21 protein-coding genes are annotated in these 12862 nt (G+C 56.7%); 13 read left to right on the top strand and 8 right to left on the bottom strand.

The window, feature by feature from the left end:
* Nucleotide 1: 1 nt before the first annotated feature.
* The 4 genes from ALQ04_RS12805 to ALQ04_RS12790 all read right to left on the bottom strand — a co-directional run bounded on the left by ALQ04_RS12805 (nucleotide 2) and on the right by ALQ04_RS12790 (nucleotide 1630).
* The gene (locus ALQ04_RS12805) at nucleotides 2-571 is read right to left on the bottom strand and encodes a terminase small subunit (RefSeq protein WP_122316125.1); all 570 of its coding nucleotides are present in this window, start codon (nucleotides 569-571) and stop codon (nucleotides 2-4) included.
* 210 nt (nucleotides 572-781) lie between these two features.
* On the bottom strand, nucleotides 782-994 hold the full coding sequence (locus ALQ04_RS27050; protein ID WP_221033402.1) for a hypothetical protein: 213 nt from the start codon (nucleotides 992-994) through the stop codon (nucleotides 782-784).
* Nucleotides 930-1316 carry a hypothetical protein gene (locus ALQ04_RS12795; RefSeq protein ID WP_122316124.1) on the bottom strand — a complete coding sequence of 129 codons (387 nt, stop codon included), beginning with the start codon at nucleotides 1314-1316 and terminating at the stop codon, nucleotides 930-932. The genes ALQ04_RS27050 and ALQ04_RS12795 overlap by 65 nt, the downstream gene beginning before the upstream one ends.
* A complete protein-coding gene (locus ALQ04_RS12790; RefSeq protein WP_122316123.1) occupies nucleotides 1313-1630 on the bottom strand; it encodes a phage holin, lambda family in 318 nt (105 codons plus the stop codon). The genes ALQ04_RS12795 and ALQ04_RS12790 overlap by 4 nt, the downstream gene beginning before the upstream one ends.
* 40 nt (nucleotides 1631-1670) lie before the next feature.
* Between ALQ04_RS12790 and ALQ04_RS26755 the strand changes: the two genes are divergently transcribed.
* Complete coding sequence (locus ALQ04_RS26755; RefSeq protein ID WP_147466594.1) at nucleotides 1671-1859, top strand: hypothetical protein; 189 nt, start codon at nucleotides 1671-1673, stop codon at nucleotides 1857-1859.
* Nucleotides 1860-2201: 342 nt separating this feature from the next.
* Here the strand turns inward: ALQ04_RS26755 and ALQ04_RS12785 are convergent, their stop codons facing one another.
* Genes ALQ04_RS12785 through ALQ04_RS12770 form a run of 4 tightly spaced genes read right to left on the bottom strand, consistent with a single transcriptional unit; the run spans nucleotide 2202 to nucleotide 5495 of the window.
* Nucleotides 2202-2561 (bottom strand): hypothetical protein, encoded by a 360-nt coding sequence (locus tag ALQ04_RS12785; protein ID WP_122316122.1) that lies wholly within the window; start codon nucleotides 2559-2561, stop codon nucleotides 2202-2204.
* Nucleotides 2554-4770, bottom strand: coding sequence for a VapE domain-containing protein (locus tag ALQ04_RS12780; protein ID WP_122316121.1), 2217 nt, complete (start codon nucleotides 4768-4770; stop codon nucleotides 2554-2556). The genes ALQ04_RS12785 and ALQ04_RS12780 overlap by 8 nt, the downstream gene beginning before the upstream one ends.
* Nucleotides 4760-4984, bottom strand: coding sequence for a TraR/DksA family transcriptional regulator (locus tag ALQ04_RS12775; protein ID WP_122316120.1), 225 nt, complete (start codon nucleotides 4982-4984; stop codon nucleotides 4760-4762). The genes ALQ04_RS12780 and ALQ04_RS12775 overlap by 11 nt, the downstream gene beginning before the upstream one ends.
* A complete protein-coding gene (locus ALQ04_RS12770) occupies nucleotides 4977-5495 on the bottom strand; it encodes a phage regulatory CII family protein (RefSeq protein WP_183142164.1) in 519 nt (172 codons plus the stop codon). Before ALQ04_RS12770 ends, ALQ04_RS12775 begins: the two co-directional genes overlap by 8 nt.
* A 203-nt stretch (nucleotides 5496-5698) precedes the next feature.
* Here ALQ04_RS12770 and ALQ04_RS27265 point away from each other — a divergent pair, with 203 nt between their 5' ends.
* The 12 genes from ALQ04_RS27265 (at nucleotide 5699) to ALQ04_RS12705 (ending at nucleotide 12846) form a co-directional block, all read left to right on the top strand.
* On the top strand, nucleotides 5699-5974 hold the full coding sequence (locus ALQ04_RS27265; protein WP_259645000.1) for a hypothetical protein: 276 nt from the start codon (nucleotides 5699-5701) through the stop codon (nucleotides 5972-5974).
* A gap of 196 nt (nucleotides 5975-6170) precedes the next feature.
* Entirely contained in the window at nucleotides 6171-6953 is a 783-nt protein-coding gene (locus ALQ04_RS12760) for a S24 family peptidase (RefSeq protein WP_122316117.1), read from the top strand.
* Between the two features lie 256 nt (nucleotides 6954-7209).
* Nucleotides 7210-7800 (top strand): hypothetical protein, encoded by a 591-nt coding sequence (locus tag ALQ04_RS12750; RefSeq protein ID WP_122316115.1) that lies wholly within the window; start codon nucleotides 7210-7212, stop codon nucleotides 7798-7800.
* A gap of 9 nt (nucleotides 7801-7809) precedes the next feature.
* Entirely contained in the window at nucleotides 7810-8094 is a 285-nt protein-coding gene (locus tag ALQ04_RS12745; protein ID WP_122316114.1) for a phage antirepressor KilAC domain-containing protein, read from the top strand.
* A 140-nt stretch (nucleotides 8095-8234) separates the two neighbouring features.
* Nucleotides 8235-8612 carry a hypothetical protein gene (locus ALQ04_RS12740; RefSeq protein WP_122316113.1) on the top strand — a complete coding sequence of 126 codons (378 nt, stop codon included), beginning with the start codon at nucleotides 8235-8237 and terminating at the stop codon, nucleotides 8610-8612.
* Entirely contained in the window at nucleotides 8609-8926 is a 318-nt protein-coding gene (locus ALQ04_RS12735) for a pyocin activator PrtN family protein (RefSeq protein WP_122316112.1), read from the top strand. The genes ALQ04_RS12740 and ALQ04_RS12735 overlap by 4 nt, the downstream gene beginning before the upstream one ends.
* 26 nt (nucleotides 8927-8952) lie before the next feature.
* Nucleotides 8953-9180, top strand: coding sequence for a hypothetical protein (locus ALQ04_RS12730; protein ID WP_122316111.1), 228 nt, complete (start codon nucleotides 8953-8955; stop codon nucleotides 9178-9180).
* A gap of 44 nt (nucleotides 9181-9224) precedes the next feature.
* The gene (locus tag ALQ04_RS12725) at nucleotides 9225-9689 is read left to right on the top strand and encodes a hypothetical protein (RefSeq protein ID WP_122316110.1); all 465 of its coding nucleotides are present in this window, start codon (nucleotides 9225-9227) and stop codon (nucleotides 9687-9689) included.
* On the top strand, nucleotides 9686-9907 hold the full coding sequence (locus ALQ04_RS12720; RefSeq protein ID WP_122316109.1) for a hypothetical protein: 222 nt from the start codon (nucleotides 9686-9688) through the stop codon (nucleotides 9905-9907). Before ALQ04_RS12725 ends, ALQ04_RS12720 begins: the two co-directional genes overlap by 4 nt.
* The gene (locus ALQ04_RS26930) at nucleotides 9907-10557 is read left to right on the top strand and encodes a hypothetical protein (protein WP_183142163.1); all 651 of its coding nucleotides are present in this window, start codon (nucleotides 9907-9909) and stop codon (nucleotides 10555-10557) included. The genes ALQ04_RS12720 and ALQ04_RS26930 overlap by 1 nt, the downstream gene beginning before the upstream one ends.
* Nucleotides 10550-12172, top strand: a complete 1623-nt coding sequence (locus ALQ04_RS12710; protein WP_122316108.1) for a DNA cytosine methyltransferase — start codon at nucleotides 10550-10552, stop codon at nucleotides 12170-12172. The genes ALQ04_RS26930 and ALQ04_RS12710 overlap by 8 nt, the downstream gene beginning before the upstream one ends.
* Complete coding sequence (locus tag ALQ04_RS12705; RefSeq protein WP_122316107.1) at nucleotides 12169-12846, top strand: hypothetical protein; 678 nt, start codon at nucleotides 12169-12171, stop codon at nucleotides 12844-12846. Before ALQ04_RS12710 ends, ALQ04_RS12705 begins: the two co-directional genes overlap by 4 nt.
* The last annotated feature ends 16 nt before the right edge of the window (nucleotides 12847-12862 follow it).

Genomic DNA, 12862 nt, shown 5'->3' with positions numbered 1-12862 from the left:
CTCAGCTCTCTGTCATTGCTTGCTCAAGGTCAGTGCCAGCCATACGGCCAGCATCTTCAAAGACCCGGCGAAACTCGCCCGTCAGGTGTTTCTCGATTTCCCAGGGATCACTCATCGTCGCCAGTTTTGCGGCGAGCTGGGGCGACAGGCCGAACATCAGGTCGCGAACCATGCGGCCAGCGTTGTATGCCGCAGTGGTGACCGCCTCGCGCTCGACTAGGTTGCCCTGAACCTTATGAAATTCAGCCTCGGCCAGTTGGGCCAGGTAGAATTCTCGATGCGCCCGAGCCTTCTGGAAGTCCGGCCCCTTGCTGGGTTGCGGCACCGCAGGTGTTTCGGCGCTCGGCAAAATCTCGGCGTAGACCCCGCTCGCGACGCGAGCTTCTTCGTGGCGTGCCGCGACAGCAGCCTTGCTGGGATCGGCGGAATCAGCCAGCAGTGCTTCGGTTGCTTCAAGATCGATTTTTCCATCCGGCGTCAGCACCAGTCGGTCCTGATTTGCCAGTTTAGTTATGTACGATTTTGACCATCCGCGACGTGCCGCGAACTCCGACTTACTAATGATCGTCATGGGGTTACACCCTTTTCGCCCAATGAATACGGGGGTTTACCAGTTCACTAGCAGTTCACTAAGCTGGTGAACTGCCCGCTAACGAAGTCACGCGAGTCCGCAGCCCCGTACCCCCCGAAAATCGCCAGGGTCCCCGGCCCTCTGGGGATTTCCAGGCGAATCTGCCGGAGAAAAAATCGCCCCCAACCTGACGCCCCGGCAGAGCCAGGGCTACTTGCTTCGACTGCGCTGGATCTGCGCATCGACTTGATCCGCACAGGTATCGAGCAGCTTGATTGCCTGATCTTTCAGCTCCCACACATCTCCGTTGTCCCGCAGATCGGCCTCATCAGCGTTGATGCGTTCGCAGGGAATCAGCTCAGGGGCTTCGACTCGAACCGCCGACGTCTTTGTGACCACCACCGGCTTTGCTGCGCAGCCCATCAGGCAAAGGCTGAGAAGCCCAATCACGAACGGCTGGGCTGTTGCGCTTGAGGTTTTCAAAATCTTTCTCCGCCTTTCTGGCTTTGTCTTCGCTGGCCTTGATTCGCCGGTTCAGGTCTTTCTGATACGCCGCGTTGCGGGCGACTTCTGCCCGAAGCGTGGTGATCGTCGCTTGGCTTTCGAGGTTCGCATCAAGGGCATCGTTCTTTGCCTTGGTCTCAAGGGCCACCTCTCCGCGCAGTGCGATGACGCGGTATTCCTGGATGCCGATGAGCAACAAGCCGACTAGGGCGATGATGATTGCAGCAGCAATGGCTTTCATACTGAGTCAACCTTTTTGCCAATGAATCGGGTGACCAGCTCACGAATGGCCGTAACACCGAGAAAGCCAATCGTTCCACCCGCCGCGACCGACAAGCCGGGCGGCCACGTCATCCACTCAATCACGCTCGACGCGACAAGACTCAATGCCCCGCAGATCAGCGCTTCAAACAGGATGCGGCGCTTACTTGTTTCTCTGGCTTCGTAGAGGACTCGCAGTAGAGAGACGATGATTGCCATGATCATTCCCTGCCAGATCGGATTTGAGAGTGCCAGCCACAGCTGAGCCCAGTGATCAGGATTTTTCTCTGGCATGTTGCGCGTCCGGTTACCACCCTTCCGGTGGGAGGCTGAAATGAAAAACCCCGCCGAAGCGGGGTTGATGACAGCCTGGGAATGGCTGGTGGATCTGGCACATCATGTGCTCAGGCTTGCCGCTTTATGTGGGCGTACCTATCGAAGATGGGTACTTTTTACAGGTGGATTTTACTGGCAGCAACCCTGTTTTAATGCCACCGGCGAATATGTAACGAATGCTGCATGAATACCCCGGCAATACCGACGAATACCACACAACGGCCATTCGCTTTTGTGCCCATGTCCCACCGTCCCACCGGTGCTGCGACAGGTGGGACATCTGAAAGCCCCGAATTCAATGCTCTGTCCCACTGTCCCACTTTTATTATCCTTTCCTCACGTAAAGAGAAGGTCTTTAACAACACGCTGGCGCGCGTGTAGCGCGCACTCGTCCGCGCCACGCTACGTGTGGAAGTGACAGAAAAGGTGGGACGGTGGGACGGAGCAATGAAAGCGGGGGTATCAACCGTCCCACCATTCATGCGTAGTGGGACGTGGCAGGACAAACGAACGGCGCGGATACTATCGATCACGCAGCCTTTCCCTGTAGCAATGAAGCGATGTGTTCATGGGCCGAGTGTAACCGCTGATAATATGTTCGAGAACTGCAGCCGCAATACAAAATCTTCTGCGATAGAAAACTGTCATGGTTGCAGTAATGCTCCCGCACCACCACAGACAGCTCCGACGCCAGGTGCTTGTTGACGATCAGTTCGATATCCGCAGACTCGTCGAGCAGCACTCGACTACCTCGCGTACCGCGAATCAACTCCCCTTTACACTCCATTAGCATCGCAATCATATTGCCGCCACCCGATCCGCCACATACAAGCGGCGAGTGAAGCTCTTGCGCCCAAAGCTTCAGCATCTCGTCAATGTGCTTAATCAAAGCAGGGCTCCTCTGGTCGTTGGGAAGGTGGCATGTGACCGGCTCCCCAACTGTCCGGCTTCTTATACACCCATGGACGCTGTCCGCTTTTGGACGGCGTCGACAGCCGAATGCGTTTCCACCCGAACCGATGCATGATCGCGCCCACTCGCATTTGCTCAGGCTTGCCCCAATGACTCGGATCGATCTTCAGTGCCGTGCCCAGCAAATCGCCACCTGACGCCGTAGCGCCGATCTGCGACTCCTCAAGCCAGTGAAGAATCGGCCCCTCCCACTCATCCACCACAAAACGCTCATCCTGCGCTTCAGCGAACAAGGAAGACTCGTCACGATTAACCCACCAAGGTTCCCCAGCGTCGTAGCAAAACACCGCCTCGGCCCATAACTGGTCACGGATCTCGCGCAGTCGGTCCAACTCAACGCGAGTGCACGCGACCGGCCAGTAACGCCGGTTGCCGGTCGCGTCCTTCAAATATTCCTCTTGGTTGGTCGTACCCACGAAAACACACTGGCGTGGCACGTCGTTGGTTCTTCGGCCATAGCTTTCGCGATAGGTATCCGTTGACGCTGAGAAGAACTGTTTCGCCTTGGTGCTTTCCGCTTTGTTGAAGCTATCCAGCTCGCCCAACTCAACGATCCATTTGCCACGAATGGCCTGAAAGCCATCCTTGTCGCCCAGCGCAAATGGTGTATCCATAAACCAATCGCCGCCAAGGATGCTCATCGCCGTAGACTTACCAGCGCCCTGCGCGCCTTCTAGAATCAAAACCGAGTCAGCCTTGCAGCCAGGCTTCATGACCCGAGCCACCGCCGAAATCATCCAGCGTCTGCCAACTTTCGTGGAATACTCTGTTTCGGGTACGCCAAGCACGTCAGTTAACCAGCTACCCAAACGCGGCACCTGGTCCCACTCCAACTTGTTCAGATACTCACGAACCGGATGAAACGCATGGTCGTGCGCGACGATGCTGACCGCCTCGATCACACTGGGTGCCTTCACACGTAGGTTGTAGGTCTGGGCCAGCCACTTCATCACGCGCATGTCGTCGATGTCTGCCCAGTCACCCGTGCCACCGCCGTAAGGGGCCGCTCTCAGCTTAACGATCTTGGAGCTGAACGCGCTGAAACTAATAACACCCGCCCAGCGCTCGTCGTTGCCCAGTATCAGCTCGACGTTCTGCATGTGAGCGATCAATGCGCCGCTCTCAGTTCGGGCTAACTGATCTTTCCAGCCTCCAGCGGCGGGTGGTTTGACAACCGCCAAGACTTGCCGTCGAACAGCTTCAAGGCCTTCAGCACAGTGCAGGTCGTTGAAGTCAGTCCACTTGTCGTGTCGCTCACCAGAGAACACAGGGCCTACGACCTGACCACCAACGACCAGGGCAGCGTTGTTCGCTTTCTCTTCACCGGGATTCCACGGATCGCCTTTAGGGCGTTTGGTTTTCCAGTCGTCATCCCTACAAATGATGATCGGTCTGCCTGGGAAGCGATCCCGCATCAGCTTGGCGACAGCGAGCAGATTGCCCGCGTCGAATGCGATGGCGACACCGAAGGAGGTCGCCATGTGCAGGCTAGCGCCGGTCGCGTAGCCTTCACAGATCAGCAGTGGCTCTCCCGGATCAGGCTCCGGGCCAATCAAGTGAAACGTACCTTCTTTAGACATGCCGTACGGCCAGTACGTCTTGTCCCGTCCGGTGTCTTCCTGCTTCGCGGGATAGATCACCTGCAGGCCAACAATACTGTCGCTGGCATTGCTCATTGGAACGAGGAAGGCACCAGACCGAGGTGCGTACCGGACACGAAAACCCACAATCTGCTTTCGATCCAGATAAACGCTTTTGCCCTTGTCAGGCATACGCTTGAACATGCCTGCTGCCCTATTTGCTGCGCGACGAGCAGCATTGGCAGCAGTTTCGGCTGCGCGACGCTTCGCGTCCTCCTGCCGAGCGCGCATGACCTCACGCTCTTCGGGACTCATGCGGCCAGCCTTGACCTTTATCTTTTGTGTTTCCCCGGAGCGCCAGTCACCGAAGCTGCCGAAGATCAGCGTCTCGTTCTTCTCGGTGACATGCTCATGTACCACGTACCAGCCGTTTTTTTCCTTGCCCTTGTCTTGCGATGTCTTGCAACGAGTCAGCTTGCCATATACCAGCGGTTGATCAGGCTCCAGGCCATAATCTGCGAATTGCCCCAATACCTCATCGAGCATGACGCGCACCCTTCAACTCAGCCAGAGCCTGGCAATCAACACAATGCGTACAACCCGAAATAGCCTGACGTCGAGCCGCAGGGATCGGCTCATCACAGGACTCGCAAAACATGAAGGAATGAACAGTTGGAAGCGGTCGAGCGTTTCGCGCAGCAAGCGCCTGATCCAGGCGCTCCTGCACCAGGTCATTCGCGAAGTCGGCAGCATCAGCCATGGGACACCCCCTTCGTCGTTTGATTGACGTAAGAAGCACGGTTGTACATGCCGAGCAGCCCCTGGATGCAGCGGAATACTTGCAGCCGTATCTCGGCCAACTCGCCGTCATCAACGCAGCCATCACCAATGTGCTTGGCCCACGTCTCGGCCAGATCAGCGACCTGACGGAAATACTGAGCAATACCAACCGTCAGGGTTTCTGGCATGTCATCGGTGTAACAGCCTGCGAGGTCCTGCCAGATGGTGTCACCCACCAGAGCATGAACCGCATCCAAAATGCGGCGATCCTTCGTCAGCTCAAGGATCTCGCTGAACTCCTGAATGTTGACTGTGTGAGTTGGATGCGTAGGCGAAAGCTTGTGCTGCAGCGTGGTTGGATTACGGCCTGTGGTGGCGGCAATTGCAGCGGCACCGCCCGGATAGTCCCGAGCAGCATGGTAAAGAGCAAGATCGAGCGGCAAGACTTCACGCTTGGCCCGATCAATACAGCTGAGAGCGGTTCGGCTCATGGCATTAATCCTTATAAGTTGCCAGTGCCGCGCAGCATGTAGTGGTGGTACATTTGCCGCGTGGCTTGAGAGGGTCACACGCCGGTCGAGATCTGCAAATCGAAGTCGGCGCTGTGCCGAGGTGAACTATCCATCCTTCACCTCTGGCGCAACAGCTGCCCTATCTGTGGTGGAAAAGGCAGCAACACCAAGGCATCCGTGCCTTGGAAGACGCGGTAAAGATCGGCAGCTTTATGCATGTGGTGTGCATGCCGATCTCTATCGCGGCCCGATACAGCTGTGGTGGCGCGTGTCGGGGGAAACTGGGCGACCTTGGGGTCGCCTTTTTTCTTATGCTGCCGCTACAGAAGCAATACCTTCAGGCGCAGGGAAAATCTCAGGCAGATCTGGCCGTAGCTCATGCGGCAGCAACCGACCAGAAAGAGCTTTTGCAAGTACCCGAACCTGAGCTACAGGCACACCCCGGCGTCGCCAGTTGAAAAACCGCTGAGGGCTGATCTTGCACTCTCGAGCAAGCTGCGATGGGCTTTTACCTGCCTCCTCAGCTACTTGCACGATCAAATCGAACACCTTATCAGGCGCACTCATGAAGCCACCTCATGCAAACAAAATGAATCACACAACCAAACAATACGTTTGTTATAATTTTTATGCAAGCGTTGTAACATTCCGTTTATGAGCAAACAAACGCAAAAACTCAAAGGGCAACGCTTCCGCCAGGCGCTGGACGACTCAGGACTAACCGGAGCGCAGCTAGCCCGGCTGCTCGATCTAGAGAATGAGCAGAACATTACAAACTGGAAGTCAAGGGGCGTACCGGCATACATGACTGGCGAGGTCGCCTTAACACTCGTCGTAGAGCGCGAATGGCTGGAAGGAAAAGATGTTCCCATGCGGACCGCAGCCACCGAACGGCATGGCCCACGCCCTGCTGCCAATGACTCGCCACTCTACGCTCTTGAAGCATTAGTCCCATGGGACCAACAAACACCCTTGAATGACGATGAAATCGAGCTGAGGTTGTACAGGGAAGTCGAATTATCTTCCGGCAACGGTAAAGCAGCCCGGACTGAAGTCCAAGAAATGACGGGACCAAAGCTTCGTTTCTCAAGGTCAACATTACGAACTTGCGGCGTCGACCCCTCAAACGCAGTGTTCGCGACCAATATCGGCAACAGTAACCATCCACTAATCCTTTCAGGAGCCACTGTTGGCATCGACAAGGGCATGACGAGGATAATAGATGGTGAAATTTATGCGATAGACCACGACGGGCATTTGCGAATCAAATTTCTCCAACGCACACCCACCGGAATGAAGATGCGGAGCTTCAACTCCAACGAATATCCAGACGAAGACTATGACTTCGATCAGATAATGGAGCAACGAGTCCTAATTCTGGGGCGGATATTCTGGTGGTCAACGATTCGCCCCCTTAAAGGCCCCTCCCTCATCTAAAAACAAACAAAATGTGTTGACCTAAAACCAAACAAATCGTTTACTTGCCTCACTCTTCCACCACAGAGCGAGGCAACACCATGCACACCACTGCAACGATACACGCCCTCCCAGTAGCAGCCGTCACCGCTGACCGGATACTCAAGGTCCGCTATCTGGCCCAGCAGGCTGGCTGCACTTACATCCCCTCAATCTCCAAAGCGAAAGCACGTCTCAGCCCCACCCCCTTTGATCCAAACGGCGGAGGGCGTGCAGCATGAGCCGATTCAAACTCGACAACCGCACGCTGACGCTGCTTAACGCCCAAGTAAATCTGAGCGAAACCTTCAGCCACACGATCAAATCAACGCCGTCGCGTGAAGTGTTGCCATTCCGCCTTAAGGTTGAACGTAGCCCAACCGAAGCCGCGTTCACGATCGAATTGGGCAACGAACGCCACTCCTTGACCCTGCCAAATGACAAGAAGATGCACCTGAAGCTGGCGGACTTTATCGAAGAGATCGCGAACGGCCCTATTGACCCAACCAACACGGTCGATCAGGTGAGCATGCTCCACGCCAATCGCGACTTTGCGCGTTTCGATGCCAACCATAGGCAACAAGTCCTTGCGCTTGTGCGCAATGGCGGCTCGATCAGCCTGGACATGGGGTTTGATCTCCCTATTCAGGTCGCAATCCATCGCACCAAGACCCGCACCGGCCTCACCACGATCATGAGCATCGGCACAAAGCGGCCACGTACCAAGTGCTTCACCGTCTGCGGCACCGAAGCTGAGATGTACGAGAAGGTGGCCGAATCCATCCAGCATCTTGCGAGCGTGGCGACTCCTGCCGCGCATGCAGCGTAAGGGGCTGACATGGAACGCACTCTTGCGCAAACCGCCAAGCACCTCGGCACCACCAGGCCAAAGCTCATCAAGCTGATGCAGGAAAAGCATCTGCTCGATGACAAGAACCTACCGGCCTACCCGACCCGTGATCGTGAGTACCTGCGAACCAAGGACAGCAGTTGGTTCCACCACCAGCTCGGCATGCAGTACAGCCAGTCCACACGTGTCAAGCAAGCCGGAATCCCATGGCTTGCAGAACAACTGGGGCTGGAGCTACCCGCCATACCGGTAGACAACCGTGACGTGGCCTAGGGAATACGCTCGCCAGATCGTCGCCATGCGTACACGCGAGGAGCGCAATGCAGCGCTCCTTGAAGTACCTGAGCATCTGCGCGAGCTGACCAAACGCCACTGCCTGATCGCCTGGAATCACCCTAAACGGAAGAAAACGAATGAATCATGAAGAGATTGACCGCCAGCTCATCGAGCTGCTGCGCACACCAGCACAAGAGCGAACACCGGGAATAATCGAATCGTCAATTGCCCTCATCTGCACTGCAGCCGAACTCGAAACCGCCCCGGCAACCCCAACGCAGCAAGAGCAGATCAAGCTTATTGCCATCATCGAGCGTCTGGCCTGCGACCTCAAGACGACCAACAATAATGTAACTCTTGAGCTTAGTGCCGACGACCCTAACCCCATCCATCAAGCGCTTCACCTCAGCATGCGGCTTCCCAATGGCAACTACTTGTTTGGTTGGGGAAGGACTGCAGAAGAAACACTCAGAGACATGAGAGAGGTCGTCCCCACCAAGGCAAAAGCGGCATGAAAGAATCAAGCCAGCCCCTATTGCGCCTGATGCCTGCCCCCGATACGGCCACCATCGAGTTGCTTTATCGCACCTTCGGTGACGTGCTCATACCGCTGGACAAGCTGCGCGTGCAGTACTTCCGAAACCTCAACGAGCGGACGTTTGTGACCGAGATCGAAAGCGGTCGCATACCGCTCCCGATCACGACCCTGGACACAAGCCGCAAGGCACCCAAGTTTGCTCACATCCGCCACGTCGCAGCCCTGATCGATATCAGGGCGTACAAGGCCGATGAAGACATGGCCGCTCAACAGAGCGACACAGCCGACTAACTGCCCCATCACAAGGAGCGCAACAGATGACAACCGCTCAGATCTGCCAACTCATAGCCGCCCTTCTGATCATCGGACTTACCTACGGTGCCGGTTTTCAGCGTGGACGGACCTATGGATACACCGATGGCTATGCCGAAGGGTATGGCGAGGGGCGCAACGACGGTTACAGCATCGGCTATGACGTTGGCGGCTGTGAAGGACTCCGCAACGCCAAAGACATGGCCATCCAGCAAAACCACTCGACCAACTGAACTCATCGCTGCCACCACCAGCGAAACCACCAGGAGCACACCACATGCCCAGCCCACAAACGTCGATGATCATCGGCTTCCTACTTGCACTCGTTCTCGTGATCCCATTTGTCCTGTCGTTGAGGCGGACGTGGATCGCCAACGCCATCAGAAACCATTCTGCAGTAATGGACGGCAATACCAGAACCGAGATCGAGGATCTCAAGAACGATCTGGCCAAGGCGGAACGAGAGCTTTTCCACGCCAAAGCGAACGCCTGGGATCAGATCAAGGCTCTGCAATTCAAACTCCACGATCAAGTATCGAGCGCCCTCAGGTTCGACACTACAGATCTCAAAACCCTCTACAGGCACGCAGCGATATTGACGCTTGCCGCTGAAACCTTCAGCGCACTTAAAGCCAACAAGAAGGCAACCGAAGCCCGCAAAGCCGCACAGGAATGCATCGATCTGGCAGCAAAACTGAAGGCTAAAGCGCACCAGGCCCAACTGCCGGAGAACGCAGCATGAGCCGCCGCATTCAGCCACTTCGCCTAACACCAGAAGCAGCCGGAACACTGCAGGCTGCGCACACGAAAGCCACGACCGATCTGCGCGAAATGACCCGCTTTCGCAAAGAATTCGACCGGCAACTGACCGCAATGATCGGCCACGCAGCCATGCGCCAACTGCGCAAGGACACGGAGCGAGCACTGCTACTGGCCGATCTGGTCAAGGAGGCTGCGTAATGGTCAGCCACCAAAATGCGGATCACCGATCACCAGCGCCTGCAGAACCAAATTGCAATCAAGCATCAGAGAAAAGCGGAACAACAACTGACCTGCCAACCACCGAATCCTCGACCGCTTTGCTCTGCTGCAGCACCAGTGTCGACGCGCAAAAAACAAACAGCTGCTGCGAAGCAGTAGGCATTAATGCTCTTACCAGCGCCACTGCCGAGGCACTTATACCCCACGAAAAGCTGCGCCGGGCAGCTACACCCGATGCACCGCTATTCGCTCAGGAACGCCCGCCCGCGCAGCCTGTCGTGGGGTATAAGCAAGAACCCAAGCACGACAAAACACCACCAGAAGAAGGCCGGAGGTACTGGCCTGCCGACCTGACCAATGTCCGTCCCGAAGAGTGGGCACAGATGTCACCGAGGCACGTTGCCGAGTTCGCAGGCATGACCGAAGTGTGGCTACTGCTTGAGGCTGCTCAGAAGCGCATTGCCGCTCAGGATCAGACCGTCGCGAACCTACGAGAAACCGCAGAAGCCCTGATCATTGACTCCAATGTTGCAAACGAACAGTTGCTGGAAGTCCTTCTTGAGTGCAATCACCTAAAACACCAGCTAAACGCTATCAAGGGCCAAGCATTGGAGGTGCCAAATGCTTAAGCGCATCTTCAAGCACTTTCACATGTGCTGTGGCCTTGGCGGCGGTGCCAAAGGTTTCAACAAGTCAAAACCAATCGTCGGCAACGTGCAAGCCGAATGGCAATGTATAGGCGGCGTAGACGTCGATCCTGCTGGCCTGCGTGACTTTGAACGCCTCTCAGGTGTGCCAGGCACGCTGATGGACCTGTTCAACCGCGATCAATACATTCGCTTCCACGGCCAGGAGCCACCCGCAAACTGGAAAGAAGCAACCGCCGCCGATCTTCGCCGTGCTGCCAACAACGAGCGACCAGACGCCGTATTCATCTCCAGCCCATGCAAAGGGGCGTCCGGCCTGCTGTCAGAGACAATGAGCCTGACACCGAAATACCAGGCCCTCAACGAGCTGACACTGCGCTGTATCTGGCTGATGTGCGAGGCCTGGAAGGATGATCCCGTATCACTGATCGTCTTTGAAAACGTGCCACGCCTCGCAACACGCGGACGCCACCTGCTCGATCAGATCAATAAAGTGCTTGAGCACTACGGCTACGCCGTCGCCGAGACAACCCACGACTGCGGCGTGATCGGCGGACTTGCCCAGAGCCGCAAACGGTTCTTGCTGGTAGCACGCCACATCGAGAAGGTGCCGCCCTTCCTGTACGAACCCGAACAGAAGACCCTCAAGTCGGTCGGCTCGATCCTCGGGCGCATGCCCATGCCCGGCGATATCGAAGCGGCAGGACCGATGCACCGCGTACCAGCTCTGCAGTGGAAAACGTGGGTGCGCCTTGCCCTCGTCGAAGCTGGCAAGGACTGGCGCTGCCTGAATGATCTGGAGATCAAAGACGGCTACCTGAAAGACCTGATCATCGTGCCCGAGGCGTTCAGCAGCCGGCCGACAAATGGAGCCTTCTCGATCGCAGACCCACGGGCGAAATCCGGGGCCTTGCAATACCAACAGTACGGGGTCCGCCAATGGTCCGGCACAAGCGGTGCGGTCATAGGGGTCAAGTCACCAGGCCAAGGTACATTCAGCGTTGCAGACCCACGCGACCCTGGTATCGGCCACGCCAAGTACAACGTAGCCAAGTGGGGTGGCACATCCCGAACCGTCATTTCAGGTAGCACAACCGGCCAAGGAGCCTTTGCGGTCCAAGATCCTCGACCTGGGATGAAACGCACCAAGGGCGATGCCTACCTCACTGGCGGCCATTACGGCGTAGTGGGATGGGACAATCAATGTGGTGCAGTTTCCGCCAGCGCACGCCAGGACAACGGACGCTGGTCAGTTGCAGATCCACGCCTGCCCTCAGCCAACGAGCGACTGACTTGCGTCATCGAAAGCCTTGACGGCACCTGGCACCGCCCATTCACCACCCTTGAACTTGCAGCCCTGCAAAGCCTTGTCAAGCCAGAGGAACAGCTGGAACTGGACGGACTCAGTGATCAAGCGTGGCGTGAGCGAATCGGTAATGCCGTACCACCCGACGCAGCAGAGGCCATCGGCGACGTCATGGGCACCACCCTACTGCTGGCCGAGGCCGGTGAAACATTCATGCTCAGCAGCATGCCGGTCTGGGTTCGCCCCGTGGCCGTGGGCCTGAGCGTATCGCAACAAGGAGTCGGCCAATGAGCATGAATAATTTCAAGCGCGAAAACCGTTACATCGTCATAAAGCGCAAAGACCTGAGCGCAGTGCCATTCGCCGCCCTGCACAGCTTCCTTGAACATCTGCAGGCGCTTGAGGATCTGCTGCCAGTCCGTCAGTTCGTGATCGTCGAAAGCGACTGGCCTGAGTACGAGCCGGTCTGGCAGATGATTGAGCTGCGCATGACAGGTAGCTCTCAAGCGCCAGTCGGAGAGCCGGAAATCTTCGAGGCGCATGGATGGGCGCAAACACACGGCCCCGCAATAAACTCGTTCACGCAAGAGTTCGACGTTGCGGAAGAATGGTCTATGGCTGGTCACGGTGTCGTTGAGCTTCTGAATCGAGATCATGTCGCTGAAGAAATCGACCGCTTACGTGGCGCTCATCAAGCCACAGTCGCCCGCCTACAGGTAGAGATAGAGCGGCTGAGCACTGCTCTCAAGTTCTACGCCGACCGGGAGCACTACCACTTTGAAAGCGACAACTGGGACTCCGTGAGCGGTGAGCCGCTGAACATCCTCTGGTGCGGCGACGAGCCCGATTTCATCGAAGATGGCTCTGTTGCTCGTGCTGCTCTGTCCGGGATTCATGAAGAGAAAGTCGAAGTTCAGCCTGCAGCAACCGAATATGACGGCTTCGACAACGGGGTGGACCTATGACCGCCCTTCGCCGCAA

Source organism: Pseudomonas cichorii (assembly GCF_003700275.1).
Lineage (GTDB): Bacteria > Pseudomonadota > Gammaproteobacteria > Pseudomonadales > Pseudomonadaceae > Aquipseudomonas > Aquipseudomonas cichorii_B.
The sequence above is the reverse complement of the archived record's forward strand: the minus strand, read 5'-3'. Positions and strand labels throughout refer to the sequence as shown.